The organism is Actinoplanes sp. NPDC048796 (genome assembly GCF_040650035.1).
Lineage (GTDB): Bacteria > Actinomycetota > Actinomycetes > Mycobacteriales > Micromonosporaceae > Actinoplanes.
Genome location: NZ_JBEZGO010000001.1, coordinates 1,428,416 through 1,445,159, shown reverse-complemented (window position 1 = coordinate 1,445,159; position 16,744 = coordinate 1,428,416). Strand labels below are relative to the sequence as shown.

Genomic DNA, 16,744 nt, shown 5'->3' with positions numbered 1-16,744 from the left:
TCTGACGAGGACGTGGTAATGGCCAACGAGCAGAAGCTTCTCGACTATCTCAAGCTGGTGACGGCGGACCTGCAGCAGACCCGCCGGCGCCTGGCGGAGACCGAGACGCAGGCGCACGAGCCGATCGCCATCATCGCGATGGCGTGCCGCTACCCGGGCGGGGTGCGCGGGCCCGAGGATCTGTGGGAGCTCGTCGCGGCGGGCGGTGACGCGGTCGCCGGCGCTCCCGGTGACCGGGGCTGGGACCTCCCTGAGGGCGCGGCCAACGGCGCGTTCCTCTACGACGCGGCCGACTTCGACCCGGCGCCGTTCGGGCTCACCGAGGCCGAGGCGCTGGCCATGGACCCGCAGCAGCGGTTGCTCCTGGAGACCTCGTGGGAGGCGTTCGAGCGGGCCGGCATCGACCCGCACTCGCTGCGCGGCAGCGCCACCGGGGTGTTCGCCGGGCTGATGTACCACGACTACGCCTCCCGGCTGCGCTGGGTGCCCGAGCACGTCGCCGGATACCTGGGCACCGGCACCACCGGCAGCATCGCCTCGGGCCGGGTGGCGTACACCTTCGGCCTCGAAGGGCCGGCTCTCACGATCGACACCGCGTGCTCGTCCTCGCTGGTCGCCCTGCACCTCGCGGCGCAGTCGCTGCGCAAGGGCGAGTCGTCGCTCGCGCTCGCGGGCGGGGTCGCGGTGATGGCCACCCCGGCGCCGTTCGTCAGCTTCGCCGACCAGGGCGGTCTCGCCCACGACGGCCGCTGCCGGTCGTTCGCCGCGGCGGCCGACGGCGTCGGCTGGGCCGAGGGCGCCGGCCTGCTGCTGCTGGAACGGCTCTCGGACGCGCGGCGCAACGGCCACCCGGTGCACGCGGTGATCCGGGGCAGCGCGGTGAACTCCGACGGCGCGTCCAGCGGCCTGACCGCCCCGAACGGGCCGTCCCAGCAGAGCGTCATCCGGCAGGCCCTGGCGAGCGCGCGGCTGCGCCCGCGCGACGTCGACGTGGTGGAGGCGCACGGCACCGGCACCCGGCTCGGTGACCCCATCGAGGCGCAGGCGCTGCTCGCCACGTACGGACAGGACCGGCCGGCGGGCGAGCCGCTCTGGCTCGGCTCGGTCAAGTCGAACATCGGCCACGCCCAGGCCGCGGCGGGGGCGGCCGGGGTCATGAAGATGGTGTACGCGCTGCGGCACGGCCTGCTGCCGCGAACCCTGCACGTGGACGAGCCGACGCCGCAGGTCGACTGGGAGTCGGGCGACGTGCGGCTGCTGACCGAGCCCCGCCCCTGGCCGGCGGCGCCGGACCGCCCGCGCCGCGCCGCCGTCTCGTCGTTCGGCATCAGCGGGACCAACGCACACCTCATCATCGAGGAGGCGCCCGCTTCGGAACCATCGGCGACGCCGGCGACGCCGGCGACCGGGCTGATCCCGCCGCTGCTGCTCTCGGCGGCCGGCGCGGAGGCCCTGGCCGGTCAGGCCGCGCGCCTGGCCGAGCACCTGCGGAGCAACCCCGGCGAGCCGCTCGGCGAGGTGGCCCGCTCGCTGGTCGCCACCCGGGCCGCGCTGCGCCACCGCGCCGCGATCCTGCCGGACGGCCGGGAGGCCGCCGTCGCCGGGCTCGACGCGCTGGCCGCGGGCGAGCTGTCGTCCGCAGTGGTCCGCGGCGTGGCCGGACCGGCCAGGGTCGCCATGGTCTTCGCCGGGCAGGGCGCGCAGCGCGTCGGCATGGGCCGCGAGCTCTACGCCGCGGCGCCCGCCTTCGCCGCCGCCCTCGACGAGGTGTGCGCCGTGATCGACCCGATCCTCGGCGAGTCGCTGCGTCAGGTCATGTTCACCGGCCCGGCGGAGAAGCTCGACCGGACCGGCTACGCCCAGCCGGCGCTCTTCGCGTTCGAGGTCGCGATGGTCCGGCTCCTCGGCACGTACGGCGTGCGGCCGGACGCGGTGCTCGGGCACTCGGTCGGCGAGCTGGTCGCCGCGCACGTCGCCGGATCGCTGCCGCTCGAGGAGGCGGCCCGGCTGGTGACCGAGCGCGGCCGGCTCATGCAGCGGCTGCCCGCCGGTGGCGCCATGACGGCGGTCGAGGCGGACGAGGCCGAGGTGGCCGGCCTGCTCGACGGGCGGGCCGATCTCGCCGCGGTCAACGGGCCACGCTCGGTCGTGATCTCCGGCGACGAGGAGGCGGTCGACGCGATAGCGGCCGAGTTACGCTCCCGTGGGCGCCGCACCCGCCGGCTCGCGGTCAGCCACGCCTTCCACTCGCACCGGATGGATCCGATGCTGGCCGAGTTCCGGCAGGTTCTGGCCGGTGTGGAGTTCCGCGAGCCGGGCCCGCTGCTGCTGTCGACCGTCACCGGTGGTGCGGTCACCGCCGCCGACCTGGCCGACCCCGCGCACTGGGAGCGCAACGTGCGCCGGCCGGTGCGCTTCGCCGCGACCGCCGCCGCGCTGCCGTCCGCCGGGCGGTTCGCGGCGGTGCTGGAGATCGGCCCGGACGCGGTGCTCACCCCGATGGTCGAGCAGTGCCTGGCCGGTGCCGACCCGGCGCCGGTGGCCGTGCCCGTGCTCCGCGCCGGCGCCGGCGCCGGCGAGACGCGACACGTCGCGGACGCCCTGGCCCGGCTCTTCGTCGCCGGGGTCGAGGTGGACTGGAACGCCGCGGGACCGCGGCCCGCGTACCGGGCCCTGCCGACGTACGCCTTCGACCGGACAAGGCTGTGGCTGGACGGCGTGCCGCCCGGAGACGCGGAGGGCGCCGCGGCCGCACCGCCGGTGGAGACGGAGTTCTGGGCGGCCGTGGAGCGCGGCGACCTCGACGGCCTGGCCGCCACCCTGACGGTCGGGACAGCCGAGCTGGAGTCGCTGCGCACGCTCGTGCCGGCCCTGTCGGCGTGGCGTCGTTCGTCGCGCGCGGAGGCCGCGGTCGGCGCGTGGCGTTACCGGATCGGGTGGCGGCCGTTCACCCCGGAACCCGGCCATCCGGCCGGCACCTGGCTGCTGCTGGGCACCGAGGGACACGCCGTCCCCGACGGGGATCTCCTCGCCGCCGCCCTGGCCGCCGGCGGCGCCGACGTGGTGACGCGGACCGTCGCGCCCGGCCGCGACGAGGTGGCCGGCGCCCTGCACGAGGTGATCGCCGAGCACGGCGAGCTCACCGGCGTGCTCTCGTTGCCGGCCCGGGCCGGCCTGGCCGCCACGCTCGACCTGGTGCGGCTGCTCGGCGACGAGGGCGTCGGCGCGCCCCTGTGGTGCCTCACCCGGCACGCGGTCGCGGTGGACGCCGCCGACGTGGCGCCCGACCCGGCACAGGCCGAGATCTGGGGCCTCGGCCGGGTGGTGGGCCTCGAGCACGCCGACCGCTGGGGCGGGCTGGTCGACCTCCCGGCCCGGCTCGACGAGCGTACGGCCCGGGCGGTCGCGGCCGTGCTGGCCGACGGGCGCGGCGAGGACCAGGTGGCGGTGCGCGGCAGCGGCGTGCACGTCCGGCGGTTGCGGCGGGCCCCGCTCGACCGGTCCCGGCGGCCGTGGCGTCCGGCCGGCACCGTGCTGATCACCGGCGGCACCGGCGGCATCGGCGCCCACGTGGCCCGCGCTCTCGCGGCCGCCGGCGCGCCCCACCTGCTGCTCGCGAGCCGGCGCGGCCCCGGCGCACCGGGCGTGCCCGAGCTCGTGGCCGAGCTGGCCGGGCTCGGATGCGCGGCCGAGGCGGTCGCCTGCGACATGACCGACCGGCGCGATGTGGCCGCGCTGCTCGCCGGCATCCCGGACGAGCGCCCGCTGACCGCCGTCCTGCACGCCGCGGGTGCGCCGCAGTACCGGCCGGTGGCCGAGCTGGACGCGGCGGCGCTGGCCGAGGTGAGCGCGGCCAAGGTCACCGGGGCCGACCTGCTCGACGAGCTGCTGTCCGACCGCGACCTGGACGCCTTCGTGCTCTTCTCCTCGGCGGCGGCGGTGTGGGGAAGCTCCGGCAGCGGCGGCTACGCCGCGGCCAACGCCCACCTCGACGCCCTGGCCGAGGCCCGGCGCCGCCGCGGCCTGCGGGCCACCTCGGTCGCGTGGGGTGGCTGGGCCGGCGGTGGCATGGTCGACGCGCTCGGCGAGCGGATGCTCGAACGTCAGGGCCTGCCGGTGATGGACCCGGCCCTGGCCGTGTCGGCGCTGCGCCACGCGATCGAGGCCGACGAGACCTGCGTGACCGTCGCCGACGTCGACTGGCCGCGGTTCGCCGCCACCTTCACCCTGGCCCGTCGCCGGCCGCTGCTCGACGAGATCCCGGAGGCGGCGGCCGAGGCCGGCCCCGCCGTCCGCCCGGCGTCGGCGCTGGCCGGCCGGCTCCGCGAGCTGCCCGAGGCCGAGGCGCGCGACAGCCTGGTGCGGCTCGTGCTGGACGAGGCCACCGCCGTGCTCGGGGAGACGGCCGCCGAGCCCGTCGTGGCCTCGCGCGCCTTCCGCGACATGGGCTTCGACTCGATGGCGGCGGTGGAGCTGCGCAACCGGCTGGCCGCCGCGGCCGGTGTCCGGCTGCCGGCCACCCTCGTCTTCGACCACCCGACCCCGGAGCGCCTGGCCGCGTACCTGTTCACCGATCTGACCGGCGCCGCGACCGGAGCGGCCACGACCGCCGCGGCCACCGCCGACACCGGCGAGCCGGTCGCCATCGTCGGCATGGCCTGCCGCTATCCCGGCGGGGTCGCCTCGCCCGAGGACCTGTGGCGGCTCGTCGCCGACGGCACGGACGCGATCGGTCCCTTCCCACGGGACCGCGGCTGGGACCTGGACGGCGCCCCGTACGGCAAGGACGGCGGCTTCCTGGACGGTGCCGGCGACTTCGACCCGCTCTTCTTCGGGATCTCGCCGCGCGAGGCGCAGGCCACCGACCCGCAGCAGTGGCTGCTGCTCGAGACGTCCTGGGAGGCGTTCGAGCGGGCCGGCATCGACCCGCGCACGCTCGAGGGCTCGCCGACCGGCGTCTTCGTCGGCGGCGCCTCGGCCGAGTTCGCGGGCCTGCTCGCCGCCTCCGGCGCCGACATCCTCGGCCACGGCCTGACCGGCACCTCGGCCAGCGTGATGTCCGGGCGCATCGCCTACACCTACGGCCTGCAGGGCCCGGCCGTCACGATCGACACCGCCTGCTCGTCGTCGCTCGTCGCGATCCACCTGGCCATGCAGTCGCTGCGCAACGGCGAGAGCTCGCTCGCCCTGGCCGGCGGCGTGACCGTGATGGCGACGCCGGCCGCCTTCGCCGAGTTCACCAAGCAGGGCGGGCTCGCCGGGGACGGCCGGTGCCGGTCGTACGCCGCCGCCGCGGACGGCACGGGCTGGGGCGAAGGCGCCGGCCTGCTCGTCCTGGAGCGGCTGTCCGACGCCGAGCGCAACGGGCACCGGGTGCTGGCCGTGATCCGTGGCAGCGCGATCAACCAGGACGGCGCCTCCAACGGCCTGACCGCCCCGAACGGCCCGGCCCAGCAGCGGGTGATCGGCCAGGCGCTGGCCAACGCGGGCCTGGCGCCGCAGGACGTGGACGCGGTCGAGGGGCACGGCACGGCCACGACGCTGGGCGACCCGATCGAGGCCCAGGCGCTGCTGGCGACGTACGGGCAGAACCGGGCCGCCGACCGGCCGCTCTGGCTCGGTTCGGTCAAGTCGAACATCGGGCACACGCAGTCGGCCGCCGGTGTCGCCGGTGTCATCAAGATGGTGATGGCGCTGCGGCACGCGACGTTGCCGCCGACCCTGCACGTGGATGAGCCCACCCCGCGGGTCGACTGGTCCACCGGCGCGGTGCGGCTGCTGACCGCCGGGCGGGCCTGGCCCGCCGTGGACCGGCCGCGCCGGGCCGCCGTCTCCTCGTTCGGCGCGAGCGGCACCAACGCCCACCTCATCCTCGAAGAGGCGGCGCCCGGCCCCGACGTCCCGGCCGAGCCCGGTGAGCCGCTGCCGGTGCTGCTCTCCGGCCGCACCCCGGCCGCCCTGCGCCGCCAGGCGCGCCGGCTGCTCGATCACCTGACCGCTCATCCGCCGGCGTCGCTCGCGCGGGTCGCCTACACGCTGGCCACCACGCGGCGCCCGCTGGAGCATCGCGCCGGGATCGACGCCGCCGGCACCGAGCGGCTGCTTCCCGCCCTGGCCGCCCTGGCCGAGGACGCGCCCGCCGCGGACGTCGCCACGGGCGCGGCGGTGCTGGGCAAGACCGTGTTCGTCTTTCCCGGCCAGGGCGCGCAGTGGCCGGGGATGGCCGCCGACCTGATCGGCACCGACCCCGTCTTCACCGAGCGGATGCACGAGTGCGCCGCCGCCCTGGCGCCGCACGTGGACTTCTCCGTGCTCGACGTGGTGCGCGGCGAACCGGGCGCGCCGTCGCTCGACCGGGTCGACGTGGTGCAGCCGGTGCTGTTCGCGGTGATGCTGGCGCTGGCCGAGATGTGGCGGGCCGCCGGCGTGCGCCCGGAGGCCGTCATCGGGCACTCCCAGGGCGAGATCGCCGCCGCGGTCTTCGCGGGCGCGCTGACGCTCGACGACGGCGCGCGGGTGGTCGCGTTGCGCAGCCGTGCCCTGACGGCGCTCGGCGGGCACGGTGGCATGGTGTCGGTGCCCCTGCCCGAGCAGGAGGTGTCGCGCCTGCTCGACGGCCAGGGCAACGCGATCGGCATCGCGGCGGTGAACGGCCCGCGCTCCACTGTGGTCTCCGGCGAGCCGGCCGCCGTGCGGGAGCTGCTGGACCGGTGCGCCGCCGAGAACGTCGCGGCCCGGCGCGTCGAGGTGGACTACGCCTCGCACTCCGCGCAGGTGGAGAGCATGCGCGAGACGCTCGCCGAGCTGCTGGCCCCGGTCACGCCACGCTCGGGTGAGCTGCCTTTGTACTCCACGTTGACCGGCGCGCGCCTGGACGGCGCCGAGATGGACGCCGGCTACTGGTTCCGGAATCTGCGCGACCAGGTGCGTCTGCACCAGGCGGTGGGCGCCGCGCTCGGCGACGGGTATCGCGCCTTCGTCGAGTGCAGCCCGCATCCGGTGCTCACCATCGGCGTCCGCGAGACGCTGGAGGAGTCCGGCGTCGCCGGGTGGGCCGGTGGCACGCTGCGCCGCGACGAAGCCGGCCGGGAGCGCTTCCGGCGGTCGCTGACCGAGGCCTGGGCACACGGCGTTCCCGTCGACTGGGCGAGACTCGCGCCGTGGGGCCGCCGTCCCTCCCTCGACCTGGAGCTGCCGACCTATCCGTTCGAGCACCAGCACTACTGGCTGACGCCCCGGGCCGGGACGGCCGATGTGGCGGCGGCCGGGCTGGTGCCCGCCGGGCATCCGCTGCTGGCCGCGGAGGTCGAGCTCCCGGGCGGGCACGGCGTGGTCTTCAGCGGCACGCTCGCCCGGGGCCGGCAGGCGTGGCTGCCCGCCGGCCCGGCCGGCGCCGTCCTGGTCGAGCTGGTCACGCGGGCCGGTGACCGGTACGGATCCGGGCGGCTGGCCGAGCTGACCGTCCACGAGCCGCCGGCCGTGCCGGACGAGGGCCTGCAGCTCCGGGTGTTCCTGCCCGCCCCGGACGGCGCGGAGGGATACCCGGTGGAGGTGTACGCGCGGCCGGCCGGTGCCGAGGAGGACGCGTGGAGCCGGCTCGCCACCGGCCGCCTCGCGGGCGATCCCGCCGTGCCGGCCGAGTTGCCGTGGCCACCGCCGGAGGCCGAGCCGGTGCCGGCCCCGCCGGGCGTGCGGGCGCTCTGGCAGTCATCCGGCGCCCGGTACGCCGAGGTCGAGCTGACCGGGCGCGAGCGTGAGGAGGCCGCGTCGTACGGCTTGCACCCGGCGCTCCTGGACCGGGCGCTGAGCGTCCTGGACGGTGTCGTGCCGGCCGCCTGGTCGGGTGTGACGCTGCACGCGAGCGGCGCCGACAGCCTGCGGGTGCGGCTCACCACCGGCGCCTCGGGTGCCGTCCGGATCGACGCGGCCGATCCGCTCGGCGCCCCCGTCCTGACCGTCGAGGCGGTGACCCTGCGGTCGGTGGACGACTCGCCGGCCCGGTCGTGGCGCTACCGGGTGCGGTGGCTGCCGGTGCCGGTACCGGCCGCGCCGCGACCGTCCGGTGCCTGGCTCGTGATCTCGTCGCCGGGCTCGGCGACGGACCCGGTCGCCGCCGCCCTCGCCGAAGGCGGCGCCGCCGTCCGCGAGGTTCCCGCGGACCCGGCCGCCCTCGCCCGGGCCGCCGCCGGCACGGAGGTCGCCGGCGTGCTGTTCCGCCCGCTCTCCGGCGACCCGGCCGAGGCCCTGACCGTCCTGCGCGCCCTGATCGACGCGGGTCTCCGGGCGCCGGTGTGGTGGTTGACCACCGGCGCCGTGTCGGCCGGCCCGGCGGACGCGCCGCCGGTGCCCGAGCGGGCGCCGGTCTGGGGCTTCGCCCGGGTCGCGGCGCTGGAACACCCGGAGCTCTGGGGCGGGCTGATCGACATGCCGGCCGACCCCGGCCGGGAGACCGTCGACCGGGTCGTCGCGGTGCTGCACGCCGGAGCCGACGGCGAGGATCAGGTGGCCGTGCGCGCCGAGGGCGTGTACGCGCGCCGCATGATGCGCGCCGCCACGCCGGCTCCGGCCGGGGCGCCGTGGCAGCCGCGCGGCACGGTGCTGGTCACCGGGGGCACGGGCGCGGTCGGCGGGCATGTGGCCCGCTGGCTGGCCCGCTCCGGCGCCGAGCACGTCGTGGTGACCGGCCGCCGGGGGCCCGAGGCGCCGGGCGCCGCCGACCTCGCCCGGGAGCTGCGCGCCGCGGGCGCGGAGGCGACGGTGGCGTCCTGCGACGTGGCCGACCGGGCCGCCCTGGCGGCCCTGCTCGACCGGATCGGCCCGGTTTCGGCCGTGGTCCACGCGGCCGGGACCGGTCAGTTCACGATGATCGGCGACACCGGCGCCGCCGAGCTCGCCGCGGTGCTGTCCGGCAAGGTGGACGGCGCCCGGCACCTCGACGAGCTGCTCGAGGGCCACGAGCTGGACGCCTTCGTGCTGTTCTCGTCGGGCGCCGCCATCTGGGGCAGCGCCGGGCAGGCCGGGTACGCCGCCGCCAACACCTACCTCGACGCGCTGGCCGAGGCCCGGCGGGCCCGCGGCGCGGTGGCCACCTCGGTGGCCTGGGGCAGCTGGGCCGGCGGCGGCATGGTGGACGACGCGGGCGACGCGATGCTGCGCCGCCGCGGCATCCGCCGGATGGACCCCGGCGCGGCGCTGCTCGCGATGCGCGACGCGGTCGACGGGGCCGAGCCCACGGCGGTGGTCGCGGACATCGACTGGGCGGCGTTCGTGCCGAGCTTCACCCTGATCCGCGCCCGCCCGCTGATCTCCGACATCCCTGAGGTGCGCGCCGCGCTGCGCGACGAGCGGGACGGCACCGGCTCCCGGCGGCCCGGCCCGGCCCGCCGGTCGGCCGCGACCTCGGCCGACGTGGCCCGGACGGAGCTCGCGGCCAGGCTGGCGGGCATGCCGCCCGGCGAGCGCCGGCGGCACCTCTACGAGACGGTTCGCGCGCACATCGCCGCGGTGCTGGGCGAGGCGGTCCGCGACGCGGTCGAGCCGGACCGCCCGTTCAAGGCACTCGGGTTCGACTCGCTGAGCGCCGTCGAACTGCGCAACCGGCTCGGCGCGGCCGCCGGTCTGCGGCTGCCGGCCACCCTGGTCTTCGACCATCCGACACCGGCCGCCGTCGTCGATCTTCTCCTCGCCGAGTTCGGCGCGGCCGAGGAGATCGTGCCGGCCGCGGCCGAGGCGCCGGCCGGATCGGCCGAGCCCATCGCCATCGTCGGCATGGGCTGCCGGTATCCCGGGGGAGTGACGACACCGGAGGACCTGTGGCGGCTGGTGGCCGCGGGCACCGACGCCGTCGCGGACATCCCCGCCGACCGCGGGTGGGACCTGGACCGGCTCTACGGTCAGGACGCCGCGGTCCGCGCCACCGGCGGCGGATTCCTCGCCGACGTGGCGGGCTTCGACGCCGCGTTCTTCGGGATCTCACCGCGCGAGGCGACCGTCATGGACCCGCAGCAGCGGCTGCTGCTCGAAACCGCCTGGGAGGCGCTGGAACGCGCCGGCACCGACCCCAGCTCGATCCGCGGCACGCGGACCGGCGTCTTCGTCGGCGGCAGCTCGCAGGACTACGTGGCCCACCTCTCCTCGGTGGCCGACGACGCGGCGGGTCACCTGCTCAGCGGTACCGCCGGCAGCGTCCTGTCCGGCCGGCTGGCCTACGTGCTCGGCGCCGAAGGGCCCACGGTCACCGTCGACACGGCGTGCTCGTCGTCGCTGGTGGCGTTGCACCTGGCGGCGCAGTCGCTGCGCACCGGGGAGAGCACTCTGGCCCTGGCCGGCGGCGTCTCGGTGCTGTTCACGCCGGTGCTGTTCGCGGAGTTCTCCCGGCAGGGCGGGCTGGCGCCGGACGGCCGGTGCAAGGCGTTCGCGGCGGCCGCCGACGGCACCGGCTGGGCCGAGGGGGCGGGCCTGCTCGTGCTGGAGCGGCTCTCCGACGCGCGGCGCAACGGGCGCCGGATCCTGGCCGTGCTCCGCGGGTCGGCCGTCAACCAGGACGGCGCCTCCAACGGGCTGACCGCGCCGAACGGGCCGTCGCAGCAGCGGGTGATCCGCCAGGCGCTCGGCGCCGCCGGCATCGAGCCGGGCGACGTGGACGTCGTCGAGGCGCACGGCACCGGCACGACCCTGGGCGACCCGATCGAGGCGCAGGCGCTGCTGGCCACGTACGGCCGTGAGCGCCCGGCCGAGGCCCCGCTGTGGCTCGGCTCGATCAAGTCGAACATCGGCCACGCGCAGGCGGCCGCGGGCGTGGCCGGAGTGATCAAGATGGTGCAGGCGCTGCGCCACGGGACGATGCCGCCCACCCTGCACGTGGACGAGCCGTCGCCCGAGGTGGACTGGTCGGCGGGCGCGGTGCGGCTGCTGACCGAGCCCCGCGACTGGCCGTCCGGCGACCGGCCCCGGCGGGCCGGTGTGTCGGCCTTCGGCATCAGCGGCACCAACGCGCACGTCATCCTGGAGGAGGCGCCCGCGCCCGTCGGCACGCCGCCGGACACGCCGGCCGGGTCACTCCCGGTCCTGCTCTCCGCCCGGTCCGCCGCCGCGCTCGCCGTGCAGGCGGCGCGGTTGCGCGAGCACCTGCTCGACCGGCCGCAGGACACCCCGGTCGCCGTGGCCGGGGCGCTCGTCGCCGGCCGGGCCCACCTGCGGCACCGGGCGGCCCTGCGCGCCGCCGACCGCGACGGCCTGCTCGCCGCCCTCGACGCGCTCTCCTCCGGGCGGGCCGCTCCCGGCCTGTTCCGCGGGGTGGCCCGCGGCGGGCCGCTGGCCGTCATTCTTCCCGGCCAGGGCGCGCAGCGGCCGGGCATGGGCCGGGATCTGTACGAGCGGCGTCCCGCCTTCCGGGCCGCCTTGGACGAGCTGTGCGGCGCCCTGCTGGCCGCCGGCGGACCGGGCGATCTGCTCGAGGTCATGTTCGCCGCCGACGACGCCCGGCTGCACCGCACCGAATACGCCCAGCCCGCGCTCTTCGCGTACGAGGCCGCCCTCTACCGCGACCTGGAGTCGTCCGGGGTGCGCGCCGACATCGTGGCCGGTCACTCGGTCGGTGAGCTGACGGCCGCGTACCTCTGCGGTGCGCTCGGCCTGGCCGACGCGTGCCGGATGGTCGTGGCCCGCGGCGCCCTCATGCAGCGACTGCCCGGCGGCGGCGGGATGACGGCGATCGGCGCGTCCGAGGCGGAGGTGGCCGCGGTTCTCGCCGCCGAGCCCGGCGTCGGCGGCCGGGCCGGCATCGCCGCCGTCAACGGCCCCCGCTCGGTGGTGGTCTCCGGTGACGCCGACGCGGTGGACGCGGTGGCGTCGCGGCTCGCCGCCCGCGGGCACCGCACTCGCCCGCTCACGGTCAGCCACGCGTTCCACTCCGCACACATGGAGCCCATGCTCGACGCGTTCGCCGAGGTGACCGCGGACCTGACGGTGCACGCGCCGGACCTGACGATGATCTCCACGGTGACCGGACGCGCCGTGGAGGCGGGGACGGCGGCCGACCCGGGCCACTGGCGCGCGAACGTGCGCTCCACCGTGCGCTTCTCGGACGCGCTCGACGCGATCCTCGCCGCCGGGGCCACGACCGTCCTGGAGGTGGGGCCGGCCACGGTGCTCACGTCCGCCGTCCACGAAGCGATCGAGGGCGCGGAACCGGGTCGCCGCCCGGCGGTCCTCAGCGTCGCCCGCTCCGGCCGCGCCGGTCCGGAGTCCGTCCTGGACGCCCTGGCCGGGCTGCACGTCGCCGGCGCACACGTCGACTGGCCGGCGGCGCGCGGCGCCACGGCCGTGGCCGCCGACCTGCCCACCTACCCGTTCGAGCACCAGCGGTTCTGGCTCACAGCATCGGCCGGCGCGGCCCGGGGCGACGTCGCCGCGGCCGGGCTGGGCGCGGTGGACCACCCGGTGCTGAGCGCGATGCTGGATCAGCCGGAGACCGGCGGGGTGACGCTGACCGGCGCGGTGTCGGTCCGCACCCATCCGTGGCTGGCCGACCACGCCGTCGCGGGCGGCGCCCTCTTCCCCGGCACCGCCTTCGCCGAGCTGTTCGTCCAGGCCGGTGACGCGCTCGGGTGCGACCGCGTGCAGGAGCTGGTCCTGCGGGCGCCCCTGCTGGTGCCGGACGACGCGACCGTCGCCCTCCAGGTCACCGTCGGCGCGGCCGGATCCGGTGAACAGCGGCCGGTCCAGGTCTTCGCCCGCGCGGGTGCCGCCGCCGACTGGACGCTGCACGCCACCGGCGCGGTGCGGCCGGGCACCGGCACGACCCGGCCCACCGGCCCGGCGCACTGGCCGCCGCCCGGCGCCGAGCCGGTCGAGCTGGACGGCTTCCACGACCGCATCGCCGAGCGTGGGCTCGCCTACGGCCCGAGCTTCCGCGGTCTGCGGGCGGCGTGGCGCGACCGGGACGGCCTCTGGCTGGAGGCGGCGCTGCCGGTCGAGGCCGGCGGGTTCGCGCTGCATCCGGCCCTGCTCGACGCCGTTCTGCAGGGTGTCGCGCTCGATTCGGCGCGGGACGTCGGCGTCCCGTTCAGCTTCACCGGCCTCAGCGTGCACGCCACCGGGGCGACCACGGTCCGGGCCCGCCTCACCGGCACCGCGGCCGACGGGTTCCACGTGGCGGTGACCGACCCGGAGGGCTCGGCCGTGGCGGAGATCGAATCGCTCGCCCTGCGCGTGCTCGACCCGCGGCGGAGCGCGAACACGGCTGGGCTTCTCGCTCCGGAGTGGATAGTGGCGCCCGGCACCGTCGACGAGCCACCCCGGCGGGAGATGTGGGTGCTCGCCGGCGCGGACGGCCCGGAGGCCGGCCGGCGCCTGTCCGCCGGCGGACTGCTCCTGGTCGAGGATCCGGATCCGGCCGGCGCCCTCGGGCACGGCGTCACCCGGCACGCCGTGGCGCCGGTGCGGCCCGACGCCGCGCTTCCGGCCGGCCCGGCCGGGGTGCACGCCGAGGTCGCGCGGGTGCTGCGGATCCTGCAGGAGTGGCTGGCCGCCGACGTCCCGGCCGGCTCCCGGCTGGTGGTCCTCACCGAGCGGGCGGCGGCCGTGCGGCCGGGCGAGGACGTCACCGGGCTGGCCGGCGCGGCCGTGCACGGCCTGGTGCGCGCCGCCCAGTCCGAGCATCCCGGGCGGATCGTGCTGGTCGACGTCGACGACGTGACCGCCGCGGCCGGGCTGCTGCCTCTCGCCACCGCGACCGCCCTCGCCCTCGACGAGCCCGTGGTCGCCGTCCGGGACGGCGAGATCCGCCTGCCCCGCCTGACCGCGGTGCCCGCCCCGTCATCGCCGGTTGCCCCGCCGGTGCCCTCCGGCACGGTGCTGGTGGTCGGGGCCGGCGGGGCTCTGGGCGGCCTGGTGGCCCGGCATCTGGTCACCGCGCACGGCGCCCGCGACCTGCTGCTGATCGGCCGGCGGGGAGATCGGGCACCGGGCGCGGCCGAGCTCACGGCCGGCCTGACGGCGCTGGGCGCCCGGGTCACCTGGGCCGCCTGCGACGCCGCCGACGCGACCGACCTCGAGAAGGTCGTCGAGAACGCCGAGCCCGCGGTCACCGGCGTCGTGCACGCCGGCGGTGTGCTCGACGACGGCGTGCTCGCCGCGCTCACCCCGGAGCGGCTCTTCCCCGTCCTGCGCCCGAAGGTCGACGCGGCCTGGAACCTGCACCGGCTCACCGAGCGGCACCCGATCTCGATGTTCGTGCTCTTCTCGTCCACGGCCGGGACGTTCGGCACCGCCGGACAGGCCAACTACGCGGCCGCGAACGCCTACCTCGACGCGCTGGCCACCCACCGCCGGGCCCTCGGGCTGCCGGCGCACTCGCTGGCCTGGGGCCTCTGGGACGTCGCCGGCGGCATGGCTGGGCAGGTCGGCGACCGGCGCTGGAAGCGGTCCGGCACCGAGGGGCTCACCCCCGAGCAGGGGCTGTCGCTCATGGACGCCGCGCTCGGCGGCACCCCGCCGGTCGTCGTGGCGGCCCGGCTCGATCGGCGGCACCCGTCAGCCGCGCCGGCACCGGCGCTGCTGCGCGGGGCCGCCCGCACCCGGCCGGTCGCGCGGCCCGATCGGGACGCCCCGGCCGGCCTGCGGACCCGGCTGGCCGGGATGCCCGGCCCGGACCGGATGGCCGCGCTGCACGACGTGGTCCGCTCGGCCGCGGCCGGCGTGCTCGGCCACCCCGGCCCGGCGGCGATCGCCGACGCCGACGTCTTCGCCGAGCTCGGATTCGACTCGCTGATGTCGGTCGAGCTGCGCAACGCGCTCGCCGCCACCACCGGGGTGAGCCTGGCCACCACCGTCGTCTTCGACCATCCGACGATCTCCGGGCTCGCGGCCGAACTGCACGACTCGCTCACCGCCGGCCCGGCCGCCGCGCCGCCCGAGGCGGCCGGTGAGCCGGAGTACGACGGCGACGGCACCACCCTGGCGGCGCTCTACCGCCGCGCCTCCGAACTGGGCGAGTACGTGGACGGCACGACGATGCTCCAGCTCGCGTCCCGGTTCCGGCCGAGCTTCCGCACCGCGGAGGAGTCCACGGTCCGGCCGGAGCTGATCCGGCTGTGTGCCGGCCCGGCCGGCCCGCCGCTGATCTGCTTCCCGTCGCCGACCGTCTTCGGCGGCCCGCACGAGTACACCCCGCTCGCGGCCGAGCTGCGCGGGCGGCGCGACGTGTGGTCGCCGGTCTATCCCGGCTTCGTGGCCGGCGAGCGCCTGCCGGCCGACTTCGCCGCGCTGGTGGACTTCCTCGCCGCCGGGGTGCTGGCGCGCACCGGCGGGGGGCCGTGCACCGTGGTGGGCCGCTCGTCGGGTGGCACGGTGGCCCACCTGGTGGCGGCCCGCCTGGAGGAGCTGGGCGCCCCGGTGAGCGGCCTGGTGCTGCTCGACACGTACCCGCCGAGCAGTTCGGCCCTGCACTACATCCTGCCGGTGCTGCAGAAGTCGTCGCTGGACGCCGAGGCCAAGGTGGGCCCGATGACCGACGTCCGGCTCACCGCGATGGCCGGCTACTTCGGCTTCTTCGGCGAGTGGTCGATGAAGCCGGTCAAGGCGCCCACCGTGCTGATGCGGGCGTCCGAGCTGGTGCCGGCCGACGAGCCGCCGAAGAGCGAGGCCGACTGGCGCTCGTCGTGGCCGCTGGAGCACACCGTGCTCGACGTCCCCGGCAACCACTTCACGATGATGGCCGAGGAGATCGCCTCGACGGCCGCCGCGATCGAGGAGTGGATCGGGCGTACCGCCCAGGACAAGCCCTAGGATCCGGGCGAACGGAAGGGGGCCACCGGCATGCCGGTGGCCCCCTTCTCCGCCGACGGTCAGACGGGCGCGGGAACCCACTCCCAGTCGAGCTGCTGGAGCAGGTAGGAGCCGTAGCCGCTGCGCTCCAGCGGCCCGGCCAGCGCCCGCAGCTGGTCGTCGTCGATGAAGCCGGCCCGCCAGGCCGCCTCCTCCACGCACCCGATCTTGATGCCCTGGCGCTCCTCGATGACGCGGACGTACTCGGCCGCGTGCACCAGGCTGGCGAAGGTGCCGGTGTCGAGCCAGACCGTGCCGCGGTCGAGGGGGGTGACCGACAGCCGCCCCTGGCGCAGATACTCCTCGTTGACCGAGGTGATCTCGAGTTCGCCCCGGCCGCTGGCCCGCAGGTCGCGGGCGATCCGCACCGCCTCGGAATCGTAGTAGTAGAGGCCCGGCACGGCGTACCGGGACCGGGGCCGGGCCGGCTTCTCCTCGATGGAGAGCGCCCGCCCGGCGGCGTCGAACTCGACCACGCCGAACGAGCTCGGATCGGCCACCGCGTAGGCGAAGACCCGGCCGCCCGGGAGGTCGCCGCCCGTGTCGAGCTGGCGCCCCAGCTCGGGACCGTGGAACAGGTTGTCGCCGAGGATGAGGGCCACGGAGTCGCCGTCCAGGAACTCCTCGCCGATCACCAGGGCGCGGGCGATGCCGTCCGGGTGGGGCTGCACCGCGTACTCCAGGCGCAGGCCCAGTTGCGAGCCGTCGCCGAGCAGGCGCCGGAACTGCGCCTGGTCCTCCGGTGTCGTGATGATCAGAATCTCCCGGATGCCCACGCCGACCAGTGTGGACAAGGGGTAATAGATCATCGGCTTGTCGAACACCGGCATGAGTTGTTTGGACACCGCCTGAGTGACCGGCCAGAGCCGGGAGCCGGTGCCGCCGGCCAGAATGATTCCCCGCATTGTTCGAGCGT

The 16,744-nt window shown here is 77.0% G+C and carries 2 protein-coding genes; one reads left to right on the top strand and one right to left on the bottom strand.

Going from position 1 to position 16,744, the window contains the following annotated elements:
* Positions 1-18: 18 nt before the first annotated feature.
* Positions 19-15,789: a type I polyketide synthase gene (locus AB0C26_RS06755; RefSeq protein ID WP_360242588.1), complete on the top strand. Its 15,771-nt coding sequence runs from the start codon at positions 19-21 to the stop codon at positions 15,787-15,789.
* 59 nt (positions 15,790-15,848) lie between these two features.
* On the opposite strand, the gene rfbA is transcribed toward AB0C26_RS06755, so the two are convergent.
* The gene (rfbA, locus tag AB0C26_RS06750) at positions 15,849-16,733 is read right to left on the bottom strand and encodes a glucose-1-phosphate thymidylyltransferase RfbA (RefSeq protein ID WP_360242585.1); all 885 of its coding nucleotides are present in this window, start codon (positions 16,731-16,733) and stop codon (positions 15,849-15,851) included.
* Positions 16,734-16,744: the final 11 nt, after the last annotated feature.

Excerpts from the sequence above, each read along its gene's own strand:
- AB0C26_RS06755 (WP_360242588.1), top strand. The coding sequence starts at position 19 with ATGGCCAACGAGCAGAAGCTTCTCGACTATCTCAAGCTGGTGACGGCG.
- rfbA (WP_360242585.1), bottom strand. The coding sequence starts at position 16,733 with ATGCGGGGAATCATTCTGGCCGGCGGCACCGGCTCCCGGCTCTGGCCG.